Here is a 13,392-nt window from a genome sequence, read left to right as displayed (position 1 = left end):
ATCAACGATCGCTGTCACAGGTCAACCGGAAGGTGCGGGCGGACCCTTGTCTACCGAACGGTTCCGATATATCGTTGACGCATCGCGATCGATCAACGATTGCGAGCGATAGTGCATGCGTGATGCACCGACGATGAGAAGGAGGACGCACTATGCGTTCCCAGGGATACGAGTACGGACCCGAGCGCCGGCACGAGCACCAGGGCCCCGGGCACCGCGGTGGCCGCGGGGAGTTCGGCGGCGGATTCGAGCGCCGGCGGGCGGCCTTCGGTGGATTCGGCCCGCCTTTCGGCGGCCCGCCCTTCGGGGGTGGTCGAGGGCGCGGCGGACCGCGCGGCCGGGCCCGGCGCGGCGATGTGCGCGCCTCGATACTGGCGCTGCTCAAGGACCGCCCGATGCACGGGTACGAGATGATCCAGGAGATCGCCGAGCGCAGCGGCGGGGCGTGGAAGCCCAGCCCCGGCTCGGTCTACCCCACCCTCCAACTGCTGGAGGACGAGGGGCTGATCACCAGCGCCAGCGAGGGCGGCAAGAAGCTGTTCTCGCTGACCGACGCCGGTCGCGCCGAAGCCGACAGCGGCTCCGACGCCCCCTGGGAGGACGCCGGCCGTGGCGTCGACTGGGAGGCCATGAACGAGATACGGAAGGCGGGCGGCGGTCTGGTCGAGGCGTTCCGTCAGGTGTGGGCCACCGGCAGTCCCGAGCAGCGGGAGAAGGCCATGGCGGTGGTCAACAAGGCCCGCAAGGAGCTGTATCTGATCCTCGCCGAGGAGGACTGAGGCAGTCGGTCGGGGCGGCGGGGCCGGGCGGTGCCGCCGCCCCGGCGGCTCAGGTCACCAGGCCGGCGAGCTTGCGCAGCGACTCGTCCAGTGCGGTGCTCGCCGAGTCCGTCAGCTTGGCCGCCATCAGGGAGACCGCGGCGCCGGTGAAGGACCCGTCGATCCGGACCGTGGTGGCCCCGCCGTCGGGCGTCAACTGGTAGCGCATGCCGAGGTTGACGCCCATCGGGCCCTTGCCCTTGAGGGCGAGCAGTCGGCCCGGCTCCAGTTCCTGCACGGTCCAGCTCACCTCGGCGGGGAAGCCCATCAGCTTCATGTTCTCCGCGTAGGCCGCGCCCACCTGGAGGGGCTGCGGGCCGCCGTGCGGGAAATTGGTGTGGGTGGCGTTCCACTGCCCGTAGGAGTCGAAGTCGGTGAGCCGGCCCCAGACCTTCTCGGTCGGTGCCTCGATCCGGGTCTGGGCGGTGACATCGGCCATGCGAGCACCCCTTCGGTGACGGCTTCCTGGCTGGTGCGCGGAACGTAGTCGCACCAGGGCGAAGGTTCAATACCGATGACCCGGCTTTGCTGATGGATCGTCAGTTCTGGGTGGAAGCAGGGCCGCGACGGGCGGGTCGGCGGGCGGTCCACGTGATGTCGGCGCGGCCCGTGTGCCGGCTCCATCGGTAGCGGCGGCCGGTCCGGCCGTCGGTGACTGCACCGCACCAAACTGTCCGGCGTCACGTCGTCGACCCAGGCGGACGGGTATCGGCCCGCATGGTGCAGAAGCGGCGCCCACTTCCGGGCCGGCGGGTTTTTACGAGGCCGGACGGACGAGTGCACCCGTTTGCGATGGATGCCCGTCCTTCACGATCTCTCCGCATATCCTCCGTAAGGATGAGATCGTGTGTGGGGTTCCCCAACCAAGGTGGGATGCGCAAATGCTTCCCGCCGGGGATGCTCCAGCCTTTCAGGACTGGTGGGGTGGGGGCTGTGCAAAACCGTACTGCGTACAGCGGCGGGGAACGCTCCGCCCAGGAAGACCTCGACAGTCAGCTCACCGTGGAGCTGGCGTCGGTGGTTTCCGCTGCCCGCAGACGAGCCACCCGCGACGGCGACCGTCACGTCGACACCGCACACCTCCTCCACGGACTCCTGGAGTGGGACCCCGCGGTCCGCGAGGTCTTCGACGGCGGTCACCAGATCGCCCGCCTGCTCGGCTACCTCGTTCAACGCAGCATCGGCTACGGACTCCAATGGCACGGCACCGTCGAGGACTCCGGCGCGGTCCCCATGGTCACCGAAGGCGGTGTCCCCGGCTGGTCGCCGGCCGCGGCCGCCGCCATGGACGGCGCCCTCGACCGCGCGCACGCCCGCTATGCCACCCGCGCCGGCTGCCTCGACCTGCTCGCCGCACTGGTCGACGACCCCGAATCCCGAGCCGTCGAAGTCCTGCGCCGCGCCTCCGTCGACACCACCCGCCTCGCCGCCCGCCTCGACGGCGAACAGCGCCCCGGACCGGACTGACCAGGCCGCCGCGCACCGCCCCGCCCCGGCCGCGTATCGCCTGGTGAGACAGGAGTTTCGGGGGGTGACGCTGCTGACCGCGGCTGTCATGATGACCCGATGCACGCCTCATCGGGGAGCCGAGCAGGTCACACGACCAGCCCGGCCCAGGGAATCTCCGGGTCCAGGGGGACCCAGCAGCCGGCCACCCTCGGCCCGGACACCGCCCGGCGTTCCGGACGCGGCGCCGGGCTCGGTCTCGCCCTGGTCTCCGCGCTCGCCTTCGGCGGCTCCGGAGTCGCCGCCAAACCCCTGATAGCCGCCGGCCTCGAACCGCTGCACGTCACCTGGCTGCGCGTCACCGGCGCCGCACTGGTCATGCTCCCCGTCGCCTGGCGCCACCGGGACCTGCCCCGCCGCCGGCCCGCACTGCTCGCCGGCTTCGGACTGCTCGCCGTCGCCGGCGTCCAAGCCTGCTACTTCGCCGCGATCTCCCGCATCCCCGTCGGCGTCGCGCTCCTCATCGAGTACCTCGCCCCCGCCCTTGTCCTGGGCTGGGTGCGCTTCGTCCAGAAACGCCCCGTCACCCGCGCCGCCGCCGTCGGCGTGGTGCTGGCCGTCGGCGGACTGGCCTGTGTCGTCGAGGTGTGGAGCGGCCTCACCTTCGACGCCGTCGGCCTGGCCCTCGCGCTCGGCGCGGCCTGCTGCCAGGTCGGCTACTTCGTCCTCTCCGACCACGGCGGCGACGACACGGGCGACGCGGCACCGGACCCCCTGGGGGTCATCGCCTACGGCCTGCTGTTCGGCGCGGTCATCCTCACCCTCATCGCTCGCCCCTGGGCCATGAACTGGTCGGTACTGGGCGGCACCGCGGACCTGAACGGCGTCGGCGTCCCCGCCCTGCTGCTCCTCGCCTGGATCGTGCTGGTCGCCACGGTGACCGCGTACCTCACCGGCGTGGTGTCGATCCGCCGGCTCTCCCCGCAGGTCGCCGGAGTCGTCGCCTGCCTGGAAGCGGTGATCGCCACCGTGCTCGCCTGGGTTCTGCTCGGCGAACACCTCTCCGCACCCCAGATCGCCGGCGGCGCGGTCGTCCTGATCGGCGCGTTCATCGCCCAGTCGGCCAAACCGCCAACCGAACCGGGGGAGACCGGCACCGTCACCGCGGCGAGCATAGGAGCGCCCGCCACGGACGTCCACGAGCGCCAAAACGGGCCGCGGAACGACCGCTGCGCGGCACCGTCCGATGACGACTTGTCGACCGGTTCACCCGCGACATAGGCTGACGATCATGCATTCGACTGTGCTTCCCCCTCCCGCCGCGTAAGGCGGGCGGCGACCTCCGAGGAAAATCCCGGCCCGGGCGGAGTCCCGAGCTGGTCGACGCTGCCCGCACACGGGACCACGCGACCACTCCACGGCGCACCGCGCCGTCCTGGATTTCCCGGAGTACACCTCCCATGCACAGCACACCCCACTCCGCCCTGCCCGTGGGCCGGGGACTCGCCTACGTATCCCTCGCCGCCACCGCCTGGGGCACCGCCGGGGCGGCCGCCGCGCTCCTCTACCAGGGCAGCGGACTCGGCCCCGTCGCTCTCACCTTCTGGCGCACTTTCGGCGGCCTACTGCTCCTGCTCGCCGTACGGGCGGCGCGGCGGCACCGCACCGGCCGCACCGTCGGCACCAGCCCGCTCCCGGCCGAGACGCCGCGTCGCCGTGCCACGCGGGTCGCGGTCACCGGTATCGCCCTCGCCGTCTTCCAGGCCGCCTACTTCGCCTCCGTCGAAGCCACCGGCCTGGCCGTCGGCACCGTCATCACCATGGGAGCCGGCCCCGTCCTCATCGCCATCGGGGCACGCCTCACCATCGGCGAACGGCTGGGCGCCGGCGGCGTCCTGGCCGTCGGCGGGGCGCTGAGCGGTCTGCTCATCCTCGTCCTCGGCGGCGACGGCGCCGCCGAGGTCCGCCCGGCCGGCGTCGGCTACGCCCTGCTCGCAGCCGCCGCCTGCGCCGTGATGACCCTCGCCACCCGCCGCTTCGGCCGGGGCGGCAGCAGCGACCCGTACGCCTCGACCATCAGCGCGTTCGCGGTCGGGGCACTGTGCCTGCTGCCGCTCGCCGCGGCCGAGGGCCTCTGGCCGCACCTCCACGACCTGGGCCGCAGCCTGGTCCTCCTCGGGTACATCGCCGCCATCCCCACCGCCCTCGCCTACGGCCTCTACTTCGCCGGACTGGCCGCCGTCCGCGCCGCGACGGCATCCGTGATCTCCCTGATCGAACCGGTCTCGGCGGCGGCCATCGCGGTGCTGTTCCTCGGCGAGCACCTCACCACGTCGACGGCGGCCGGCACCGCGGTCCTGCTCACGGCCGTCGCGGCGCTGGCGGTGACGGAGGCACGCAGCCGCGGCCGCCGACTCGGGTAGCCGCACGGCGGCTGGTCCTACGGGACCAGCCGCCAGAACTGCCGCTTGTCCTTGTCCCGGACGACGACGCCCAGCCGGGCCAACTCGTCCCTCAGCTCCCGAGCGTCCTCGGCCGTCCCCGACTTGCCGAGGGCCCGCTCACGAGCGGTGAACAGGGCGTTCGCGCCGACCGGCAGTCCCGGGGTGTCGGGGACCCAGCGCCGGAACTCGTCCACGTGCGGATCGCCGTCCGACCAGGCGTAACCGTGCGCGCGGAACGCCTCGGCGAGACGCTGGGCGTTCAGGCTGCAGCCCTCCCGCGCGAGTTCGGCGGTGTCCGCGCCGAGCAGGACCAGCTCCTTCCCGTCCCGGAACGCCCGGTGGACCGCCTCGCGCGAGAAGGCCCGCGGCTTCGCCCGCCGGGTGAGGACCACCTCGTCGTCGGAGACGCTGACGGCGAGCTCCTCGTGCTGTCCGAAGAGCGCCACCGCCAACCCCAGCGCCGCGCCCACGCTCAGCACACCTATCGTCAGCCAGGGCTCCGGGATCGCGGTCAGCAGCCTGGCCGGGCCCTGCCAGGGCGCGTGCTCCAGCGTCACCAGCCACTTCGCGAGCAGCCGCACCAGCCAGCCGAGGCCGGCGCCGACCGCCGCGAACAGCACACAGACGGCGGCCACGACCGCGGACGAGTCGGCGAGGACCGTGGGACGGGCCGGCTGCCCGGGCTCCGCACGAGGTCCGGCCGGGCGCGTGGTGGGCTGCGGTTTCTCGATGTCCATGTGGCGGCTCCCCCTGGTGGAATGCGGACCGTGCACGGCCGCAATAATAAACCGAGTACGCGGTCTATTATTGTGCCCGCGGGCCCGGCCGACGCGCCCCGAGCGAGGTCACCGGACCGCCGGGCGAAACAACCGGACGCAAAGCCACGGGACGAAGGACGGCAGCGGCATGAGGAAGATCGACCCGGCGAAGCACCGGGCCCGGCGCCAACACATCCTGCACACCGCAGCCCAACTCTTCGCCGTCAAAGGCTTCGAGCGCACCACCACGGCGGAGATCTGCAAGGCGGCCGGTATGAGCTCCGGCAACCTGTTCCACTACTTCCCCAACAAGCGCGCCATCTTCCACGCCATCTTCGAGGACGACGGCGGGGAAGAAGGGGAGAGCAAGGCCGAGCGACTCGCCCGCGCACAGGCGAGCGACGACCCCTGGGGGGCGCTGCTGGAGGTCGTGGACCTCCTCACCGTCGACGCGATGGACCCCGTGGCCCCGCCGCTGGTCATGGAGGCCGTCGTGCAGGCTCACCGCGACCCCGAACTCGATGCGCTGCTCGGACGGGACAGCGCCCAGGAGCACGCCGCCGTCACGACCCTGCTCACCAGGGCCGCCGCCGCCGGCCAGATCGACGCCGCACTGGATCCGCACGACGCCGCGGCCTGGGTGCTGGCCCTGATCGCCTCGCTCTACACCAGCGCGGCCACCGACCCGACGTTCCGGCCCGCCGAACAACTACCCGTCCTGCGCCTCATCCTCCAGCGCTTCCTCCAGGCCCCACCGAGCGACGTACAGCCGCCGCAGGTGTAACAGGAGTAACGGATGTAGCAGGTGCAGCAGGTGTAAAGGGCGTAACGGGTCTACCAGGGCGCGGACTCAGCGTTCACCGTTCAGCGCTCGTCGGCGTCGTCGTCGGCGTCGGCGGCACGCGACCGGGGCTTGGCCCGCACATGGATGCGCTCACCCTGCCGACCGAAGAGGCTGAGGACCTCCACCGGGCCGTCACCCGTACTCCCGAACCAGTGCGGCAACCGCGTGTCGAACTCGGCGGCCTCGCCCGCCCCCATGACCAGATCACGGTCGGCCAGCACCAGCCGCAGTCGCCCGGCGAGCACATACAGCCACTCGTACCCCTCGTGCGTACAGACATCAGGTGTGCTCCGGGTCGCCGGAATCACCATCTTGAAGGTCTGCAACGGACCCGGATGACGGGTCAGCGGCAGCACCGTGGCACCGTGCAGGTGCCGCGGCTTCAGCCGGACCCGCGGATCACCGACCTCGGGGGCCCCGACCAACTCGTCCAGCGGGACCTGATGGGCCTGCGCGATCGGGAGCAACAGCTCCAGACTCGGACGGCGCTGCCCGGACTCCAGGCGGGACAGGGTGCTCTTGGAGATCCCGGTGACCTCGGCGAGCGCGGACAACGTGACCCCCCGCTCGGTCCGCAGCCGCTTCAGACGCGGACCGACCTCGGCGAGGGCATGGGAAATGGCGGCTGAGTGTTCCACACCCGCCATTGCACCGTGCCATTCCCGGATTCGGCAACAAAGATTGCTGAGAACGCGACGGATCACGCAGCCTGCGGGCGGAGGTGATCGCGATGAGCGAAACGAACAACGGCCCCGACAGCGGGGCGGAGAACCCTGCGCACGGCGCCCCCGCGCGCCACGCAGGCAACCCGGCCCGCGACACGGAGTGGGACGTCGTGGTCGTCGGAGCCGGCGCGGCCGGACTGAACGCGGCCCTGGTCCTGGCCCGCGCCCGCCGACGCGTGGCAGTGATCGACGGCGGAGCACCCCGCAACGCACCGGCCGACCGGATGCACGGCTTCCTCTCCCGGGACGGGATGCCACCGGCAGCCCTCCTGGAGGTCGGCCGCGCCGAACTGGCCACCTACGGAGCCGAACTGCTCACCGGCCAGGCGGCCGAGATCACGCCCGCCCTCGGCGTACGCCTCGCGGGCGGCCCCGAGCTCCGCGCCCGCCGCGTCCTGGTGGCCACCGGCCTGCGCGACGAACTCCCCGAGATCCCCGGCCTACGGGAGCGATGGGGCCGGGACCTCCTGCACTGCCCCTACTGCCACGGCTACGAGGTCCGCGACCAGCCGCTCGGCGTGCTCGGCACCCACCCGGGCTCGGTCCACCACGCCCTCTTGCTGCGGCAGTGGTCGCCCGACGTCGTCTTCTTCCCGCACACCATGGACCCGACCGACGACGAACGGGAACGGCTGACGGCACGCGGCGTGCGGATCGCCGAAGGCACCGTCACCCGACTGGCGACCGAGGGCGACCGGCTGCGCGGGGTCGAACTGGCCGACGGACGCGTGGTACCGCGCGCCGCGGTCTTCGTCTTCCCGCGGATGGTGCCGCACGACGCCCTGCTCACCGCACTGGGCTGCGCCCGGAACGAGGACGGCTGGGTGAGCACCGACCCCTCGGGCCGGACCAGCGTGCCCGGGGTGTGGGCCGCGGGGAACGTGGCCGATCCGCGGGCGCAGGTGGTGACGGCCGCCGGTATGGGGGCGGCCGCCGCCTTCGCCCTCAACCTCGACCTGGTGGCGGAGGAGGTCGAGCAGGCGGTCGCGGAACACCGGGCACCGGCGGAAGCGAGCCGCTGACCAGGGCCGCGAGCGAGCCGCCGACCCGAAGCCGCGAGCGAGCCGCCGACCCGCGGCCATCAGCGACGCAACGCACCGGAGGGAACCGCACTCCGTCCATCCGGTGCCCCGCTCACCGGGCGCGGGCCGAGCCGCCTACCGCCGCCCGCTCCACCGGCTGGCGGCTGGCGCGGAACCGCCGTCAGCCGCCAGCCGGCGCTGCTGGTGCCGGCGCGCCGCGGCATCACCAGGGCCGCCCCGCTCCGCGAGCCGCTCCGAAATGCGGTGCTGGACCGTCTCGGTCCGCTTCCCGCCGTACTTGAACTTGGCCCGTACGTCGTGCACTTCGAGGCGCAGCCCACGGATACCGGACAGCTGCCGCCCGTACGGGGCCGCGCCGGCCACGATCGGGGCCGAGCCGCCGCCCGGCTGGAAGTGCGTCGTCTGGCGCTGGAGCAACTCGGCCTTGGCTTCCGGATCGTCCACCACATACGCCGTACAGACGAGTTGAACCGCGGCGTAGAAGCTGGTGGGGACCCCGTGCTCGGGCGGCTGGCCCTCGTCCGCCTGCCACGGGCCGGGGATGAAGGTGTAGTCGTCGACCACGCTCAGCAGGACCGTCGGCCGGTCCTCCAACGCGGACCACAGGGGATTGGGGCGGGCGAGATGGGTGACGGCCTCGCGGCGCGCGGGGTCGTAGGCGAAGTGCAGCGGCTGCACCCACGGGGGGTCGCCGGGGGAGCCGTTGACCGCGAGCTGCCCGAAGTCGTGGGCGGTGAGCCACTCCTGCCATTCGGCGTCGTCGGTGGGGGCGTCCCAGGGGTGGATGAGCATCGGCGATCCTCAGCGGGCGGAGAGGTAGGCCGGCGCGGAGATGCCGGGGGCGAGGTCGTCGGCCGGTATCGGAGCGCCGTACACGGGAGAGACGGGCAGGACGCCGCTCCAGTGCGGGAGGGCGAGGTCCTCGGGCTCGTCGTTGGGGCCGCCGGTGCGGATCTTCGCGGAGACCTCGTGCAGATCGAGGCGGAGCACGGCCGTGGCGGCCAACTCCTTGGCGTTGGCGGGCCGGGAGTCCGCGGCGCGGCCGGGCAGGACGTGGTCGACGAGGGCGTCCAGGGCGGCCGTCTTCTCGGCCTCGTCGGTGACCTGGTGGGCGGTGCCGTGGACCACGACGCTGCGGTAGTTGATGGAGTGGTGGAACGCGGACTTGGCGAGGACCAGGCCGTCGACGTGGGTCACCGTGATGCAGACCGCCAGACCGGGGTCCGCGCTCTGCTCGCCGGCCATCCGCAGCGGGCGCGAACCGGTCGAACCGTGCACATAGAGACGGTTGCCGACCCGGCCGTAGAGCGTCGGCAGGACGACCGGGGCGCCGTCGCGCACGAAGCCGAGGTGGCAGACGTAGCCCTCGTCGAGGATCGCGTGCACCGTCGCCTCGTCATAGTGGGCGCGCTCCCGGGAACGGGTGGGGGTGGTGCGCTCCGTCGCGGCAAAAGACGTACCCTCAGCCATTGCGAACTCCATTGCACTAGTACATAATCAACTTTGTGCTAGGAGAATATCGGATCGAAGGGCGGCGCGCATCGGACATTGCCGCAAGTGTGGAGCGAGCCGTCGGTGCGGGCGAGCTCCAACCAGGCGAAATCCTGCCCCCGCTAAGGGAGTTGGCTGTCTATCTGGAGGTGAATCCCAATACGGTCGCAGCCGCATACCGCACGCTCCGCGACCGCGGAGTGATCGAAACGGCCGGCCGGCGCGGCAGCCGGGTCCGCCCCAGGCCCGCCAGCACCTCACGCGAAGCACTGAGAGCGGTGGCACCACCCGGTGTACGGAACGTCGCGGACGGCAACCCCGACCCGACCCTGCTCCCCGCGCTGGAAGAGGCACTGGCCGAGGCCGCCGCACGCAACACCCGACGCCCCGTCCTCTACGGCATGCCCGCCGTCGACGACGACCTCGAAGCACTCGCCCGAGCGGCCTTCACCCGCGACGGCGTGCCAGAAGGCCCCATCGCCGTCGCCAGCGGATCACTCGACGCCATCGAGCGTGTCCTCGCGGCACACCTGCGCCCCGGAGACGCCGTGGCGGTCGAAGACCCCGGCTGGGGCAGCCTGCTGGACCTCATCCCCGCCCTCGGCCTCCGCCCCGTACCCGTCGGCGTGGACGACGACGGCCCGATCCCCGAGCGCATGGCCGCAGCACTCAACGGAGGAGCCCGCGCGGTCGTCGTCACCGACCGCGCACAGAACCCCACCGGCGCCGCCATCAGCGGCCCCCGCGCCGTCGAACTCCGCACCCTCCTGAGCCAACACCCCGGAGTGCTCCTCATCGAGGACGACCACGGCCACGGCATAGTCGACCTCCCACTGCACCCGCTCTCCGGCATCACCGACCACTGGGTACTCGTCCGCTCGACGGCCAAGGCATACGGACCCGACCTACGCCTCGCGGCACTCACCGGCGACACCGTCACCATCGACCGGGTCCGCGGCCGCCAACGCCTCGGCCCCGGCTGGGTCAGTCACCTGATCCAACACGCGGTCGCACACCTCTGGAGAACAGCCGCGATCGACCCCAAGGCCATCGCCGGCGCATACGGCGAGCGACGGGACGCCCTGATACACGCCCTGAAAGAACGCGGAGTCCCGGCGCGCGGCCGCAGCGGAATGAACGTCTGGGTACCGGTCCCGGACGAGACCGGCGCGGTCGCCCTCCTCGTGCACTCCGGCTGGGCCGTCGCCCCCGGCGCGCGCTTCCGCATGCAATCCCCGCAAGGCATCCGGATCACCGTCTCCGGCCTCACCGCCGATGACATCAACCCCCTGGCCGACGCGGTGGCCGAGGCGACGGGTAGGGGGGAGGCGCGGAGGTATGAGTGAGGGGCGGGGGGCGTAGAGGGAGGGGGGAGGGGGTTGGGTGTGTTGGGCGGGTGGTGAGGGGTGGGGTGGGGGGGAGGGCCCCCGGGGGCGGGGGGGAGGGAGAGAGGCGAGCGAGTTGCACAGGGGGAGGCGGTGCGCGCAGAAGCCGGCGAAGTCGCGGGAGTGGAGCGAGGGGAAGCGCCGGCGGGGGAGGCTGAGAGCGGATAGCCCCCGAGGGGATTCGGGGGCTGAGGAAGCGGAGGCAGAGCTTTCTGGCGATTGGCTTCGGCTTCGGCTTTGGCTTGGGTGGTGCGGTGGACGGGTGGTTGTGCGTGGCTACGGGGTGCGGGGCTTGCTCTGGGTGAGTGCGGCGCCGGCCAGGACGATGAGGGCGCCCAGAGGGGTGTTCCAGGTGAGGCGCTCATTGAGGAGGGCCACGCCGGACACGGTGGCGATGACGGGGATGAAGTAGGTGACCATCTGAGCGGTGGTGGGGCCGACTTCCGCGACCATGCCGTACTGCAGGAGGAACGCGACGCCCGTGCCGAGGGCGCCGAGGGCGAAGACGGCGAGCAGCGGGACGAGGGGGAACGAGGTCGGCATCGGGGTGAACAGCGCAGTGACCACGGCCACTTGGAGGGTGGCGAGCAGCAACTGGGTGCTGGACATGGCGAGGTGTGAGTGCTTGTCCCGGGCGAGGGTGCGGCGGACGTAGATCCAGCCGATGGGGTAGCTCAGCGAGGCACCCAGCGCCATGGCGGTGCCCGTCAGGTCGGTGCCGGAGAAGCCCTGCCAGGCGCCGAGGACGGTGAGCACGCCCAGGAATCCGATGCCGAGCCCCGCGACCCGGCGCCGGGTGGGGCGGTCTTCCGAGAGGGCCACGACCGACAGTGCCATGCCCCACAGCGGCGAGGTGGCGTTGCAGATGCTGGCCAGGACGGAGGGGATCGTCAGCTCGGAGTACGCGAAGAGCGAGAACGGTAGTGCGTTGAGGAGGAACGCGGCGACCGTGAGGTGGCCCCAGGTCCGCGCCGAGCGTGGGAGCCGTTCCCGCTTGATCACGAGGAACACCAGCAACACCAGCGCGCCGAAGGCCACCCGCCCCAACGTGACCTGCAACGGTGCGAACCCCTCGGTCCCCACCTTGATGAAGAGGAAGCTGAATCCCCAGACCAGGCAGAGGACGGCGAATCGGATCTGCCAGGCGAAGGCGCGGCGCGCGGGCCCGTCCTGGGTGGGGCCGGAGGCGACCTTGGTCCTGGCAGTGAGTACTGGTGCCGGCGTAGGTCCGGGGGTGGGGGTGTCGATGGAGGTGGCGGGCGCGGTGGCCGCGTCGGTGGTGCTCATGGCGTCTACGATGCAGCGATTCAAATTCGTAGCACAAGTAATAATTAATGGCAGGTATCGCTTAGCATTGCTTATATGTTGAACCTTGATCGGCTACGGACATTGTCTGCGATCGCTCGGCACGGTTCGGTCAGTGCGGCCGCCGAGGGGCTGCATGTGACGACGTCGGCGGTCTCCCAACAGATCGCCAAGCTGGAACGCGAGACGGGGCAGCAACTGCTGGCGAAGAACGGGCGGGGGATCCGGCTGACCGATGCCGGACGCCTGCTTGCCGATCACGCGGCTCGGATCCTCTCCCAGGTGGAGCTGGCGCAGGCCGAGCTGGAAGCCCATCGTGGTCGGCCGGTGGGTGAGCTGAGGATGGGTGCCTTTCCGACCGCGGTGCGCGGACTGTTCCCCGCTGCGCTCGCTGCCCTGCGCGCCGAACACCCGCAGCTCCGCCCGCGGTTGCACGAGATGGAGCCGGACGACTCGGTGCGCGGCGTGGTCCGCGGTGACGTCGATGTGGCCGTCGTACTGGACTGGTACAACCGGCCGTTGTCACTGCCCGACGGGTTGGCGAAGGCGCCGTTGCTCGACGATCCGTCGGATGTGGCGATGCCGTCGGACCATCCGTTGGCCGGGCGGCAGTTCGTCGAGCTGGAGGAGTTCGCGGACGATGAGTGGATCTCCTGGCCGCGGGCGGAGTTCTGCCATGACTGGCTGATGTTCACCTTGCGTAGCAAAGGCGTGGAGCCCCGTATTGCGCATATGGCCGAGGAGCATCAGACCCAGCTCGCCCTGATCGCTGCGGGGGTGGGCATCGCGGTGTCGCCGAGGTTGGGGCGCGGGCCGGTGCCGGAGGGCGTGAGCGTGGTGCCCGTACGCCATCCCATGCGGCGCCACGTATACGCCATCTGGCGCGCGGATGCCGACCGTAGGCCCTCGATCCGGGCAGCCGTGGCGGAGCTTCGGAAGGCCGCGGAGGCGGTGGATGCCGTGGATGCCGGGATGGGGATGGGGGATGGTCGGCCGCCGAGTGGGGGAGGCGGCTGAGGGGTTGGGGGTGGTTGAGGGGGCGGGAGAGGGAGGCCGCTGTGGGCGGTGGCTCTTGGGCTCCGTTGGTCTCGCTTCGCCTCCCCTCCCGCCCCTGCCCCCGCCCCCTCCGCCCC

General features: G+C 71.7%; 14 protein-coding genes. 8 read left to right on the top strand and 6 right to left on the bottom strand.

Features of this window, described 5'->3' with window-relative positions; translation table 11 throughout:
- Nucleotides 1–152 precede the first annotated feature (152 nt).
- A complete protein-coding gene (locus ACFVT2_RS24680; protein ID WP_390021399.1) occupies nucleotides 153–779 on the top strand; it encodes a PadR family transcriptional regulator in 627 nt (208 codons plus the stop codon).
- 49 nt (nucleotides 780–828) lie between these two features.
- On the opposite strand, the gene ACFVT2_RS24675 is transcribed toward ACFVT2_RS24680, so the two are convergent.
- Nucleotides 829–1,257 (bottom strand): SRPBCC family protein, encoded by a 429-nt coding sequence (locus ACFVT2_RS24675; RefSeq protein ID WP_390021398.1) that lies wholly within the window; start codon nucleotides 1,255–1,257, stop codon nucleotides 829–831.
- Nucleotides 1,258–1,751: 494 nt separating this feature from the next.
- Here ACFVT2_RS24675 and ACFVT2_RS24670 point away from each other — a divergent pair, with 494 nt between their 5' ends.
- The 3 genes from ACFVT2_RS24670 to ACFVT2_RS24660 all read left to right on the top strand — a co-directional run bounded on the left by ACFVT2_RS24670 (nucleotide 1,752) and on the right by ACFVT2_RS24660 (nucleotide 4,687).
- Nucleotides 1,752–2,285: a Clp protease N-terminal domain-containing protein gene (locus ACFVT2_RS24670; RefSeq protein WP_390021397.1), complete on the top strand. Its 534-nt coding sequence runs from the start codon at nucleotides 1,752–1,754 to the stop codon at nucleotides 2,283–2,285.
- A 99-nt stretch (nucleotides 2,286–2,384) separates the two neighbouring features.
- A complete protein-coding gene (locus tag ACFVT2_RS24665) occupies nucleotides 2,385–3,545 on the top strand; it encodes a DMT family transporter (protein WP_390021395.1) in 1,161 nt (386 codons plus the stop codon).
- Between the two features lie 179 nt (nucleotides 3,546–3,724).
- Complete coding sequence (locus ACFVT2_RS24660) at nucleotides 3,725–4,687, top strand: DMT family transporter (protein ID WP_390021394.1); 963 nt, start codon at nucleotides 3,725–3,727, stop codon at nucleotides 4,685–4,687.
- Nucleotides 4,688–4,704: 17 nt separating this feature from the next.
- Here the strand turns inward: ACFVT2_RS24660 and ACFVT2_RS24655 are convergent, their stop codons facing one another.
- Entirely contained in the window at nucleotides 4,705–5,445 is a 741-nt protein-coding gene (locus ACFVT2_RS24655; RefSeq protein WP_390021392.1) for a hypothetical protein, read from the bottom strand.
- 169 nt (nucleotides 5,446–5,614) lie between these two features.
- Here ACFVT2_RS24655 and ACFVT2_RS24650 point away from each other — a divergent pair, with 169 nt between their 5' ends.
- Nucleotides 5,615–6,250, top strand: a complete 636-nt coding sequence (locus ACFVT2_RS24650) for a TetR/AcrR family transcriptional regulator (protein ID WP_390021390.1) — start codon at nucleotides 5,615–5,617, stop codon at nucleotides 6,248–6,250.
- Between the two features lie 80 nt (nucleotides 6,251–6,330).
- On the opposite strand, the gene ACFVT2_RS24645 is transcribed toward ACFVT2_RS24650, so the two are convergent.
- A complete protein-coding gene (locus tag ACFVT2_RS24645) occupies nucleotides 6,331–6,957 on the bottom strand; it encodes a helix-turn-helix domain-containing protein (RefSeq protein ID WP_390021389.1) in 627 nt (208 codons plus the stop codon).
- Between the two features lie 83 nt (nucleotides 6,958–7,040).
- On the opposite strand from ACFVT2_RS24645, the gene ACFVT2_RS24640 reads away from it, so the two are divergent.
- Nucleotides 7,041–8,057: an NAD(P)/FAD-dependent oxidoreductase gene (locus ACFVT2_RS24640; RefSeq protein WP_390021387.1), complete on the top strand. Its 1,017-nt coding sequence runs from the start codon at nucleotides 7,041–7,043 to the stop codon at nucleotides 8,055–8,057.
- Nucleotides 8,058–8,192: 135 nt separating this feature from the next.
- Here the strand turns inward: ACFVT2_RS24640 and ACFVT2_RS24635 are convergent, their stop codons facing one another.
- Both ACFVT2_RS24635 and ACFVT2_RS24630 read right to left on the bottom strand, forming a co-directional pair.
- A complete protein-coding gene (locus ACFVT2_RS24635; protein WP_390021386.1) occupies nucleotides 8,193–8,870 on the bottom strand; it encodes an FMN-binding negative transcriptional regulator in 678 nt (225 codons plus the stop codon).
- Nucleotides 8,871–8,879: 9 nt separating this feature from the next.
- Nucleotides 8,880–9,548, bottom strand: a complete 669-nt coding sequence (locus ACFVT2_RS24630) for a pyridoxamine 5'-phosphate oxidase family protein (RefSeq protein ID WP_390021384.1) — start codon at nucleotides 9,546–9,548, stop codon at nucleotides 8,880–8,882.
- A gap of 35 nt (nucleotides 9,549–9,583) precedes the next feature.
- Between ACFVT2_RS24630 and ACFVT2_RS24625 the strand changes: the two genes are divergently transcribed.
- A complete protein-coding gene (locus ACFVT2_RS24625) occupies nucleotides 9,584–10,915 on the top strand; it encodes an aminotransferase class I/II-fold pyridoxal phosphate-dependent enzyme (protein ID WP_390021383.1) in 1,332 nt (443 codons plus the stop codon).
- Nucleotides 10,916–11,230: 315 nt separating this feature from the next.
- Here ACFVT2_RS24625 and ACFVT2_RS24620 read toward each other — a convergent pair whose 3' ends face one another.
- A complete protein-coding gene (locus ACFVT2_RS24620) occupies nucleotides 11,231–12,241 on the bottom strand; it encodes a DMT family transporter (protein WP_390021381.1) in 1,011 nt (336 codons plus the stop codon).
- Nucleotides 12,242–12,316: 75 nt separating this feature from the next.
- Between ACFVT2_RS24620 and ACFVT2_RS24615 the strand changes: the two genes are divergently transcribed.
- Nucleotides 12,317–13,276, top strand: a complete 960-nt coding sequence (locus ACFVT2_RS24615) for a LysR family transcriptional regulator (protein WP_390021380.1) — start codon at nucleotides 12,317–12,319, stop codon at nucleotides 13,274–13,276.
- Nucleotides 13,277–13,392 lie beyond the last annotated feature (116 nt).

The organism is Streptomyces sp. NPDC058000, assembly GCF_042886435.1.
Taxonomy (GTDB): domain Bacteria; phylum Actinomycetota; class Actinomycetes; order Streptomycetales; family Streptomycetaceae; genus Streptomyces.
The sequence above is the reverse complement of the archived record's forward strand: the minus strand, read 5'-3'. Positions and strand labels throughout refer to the sequence as shown.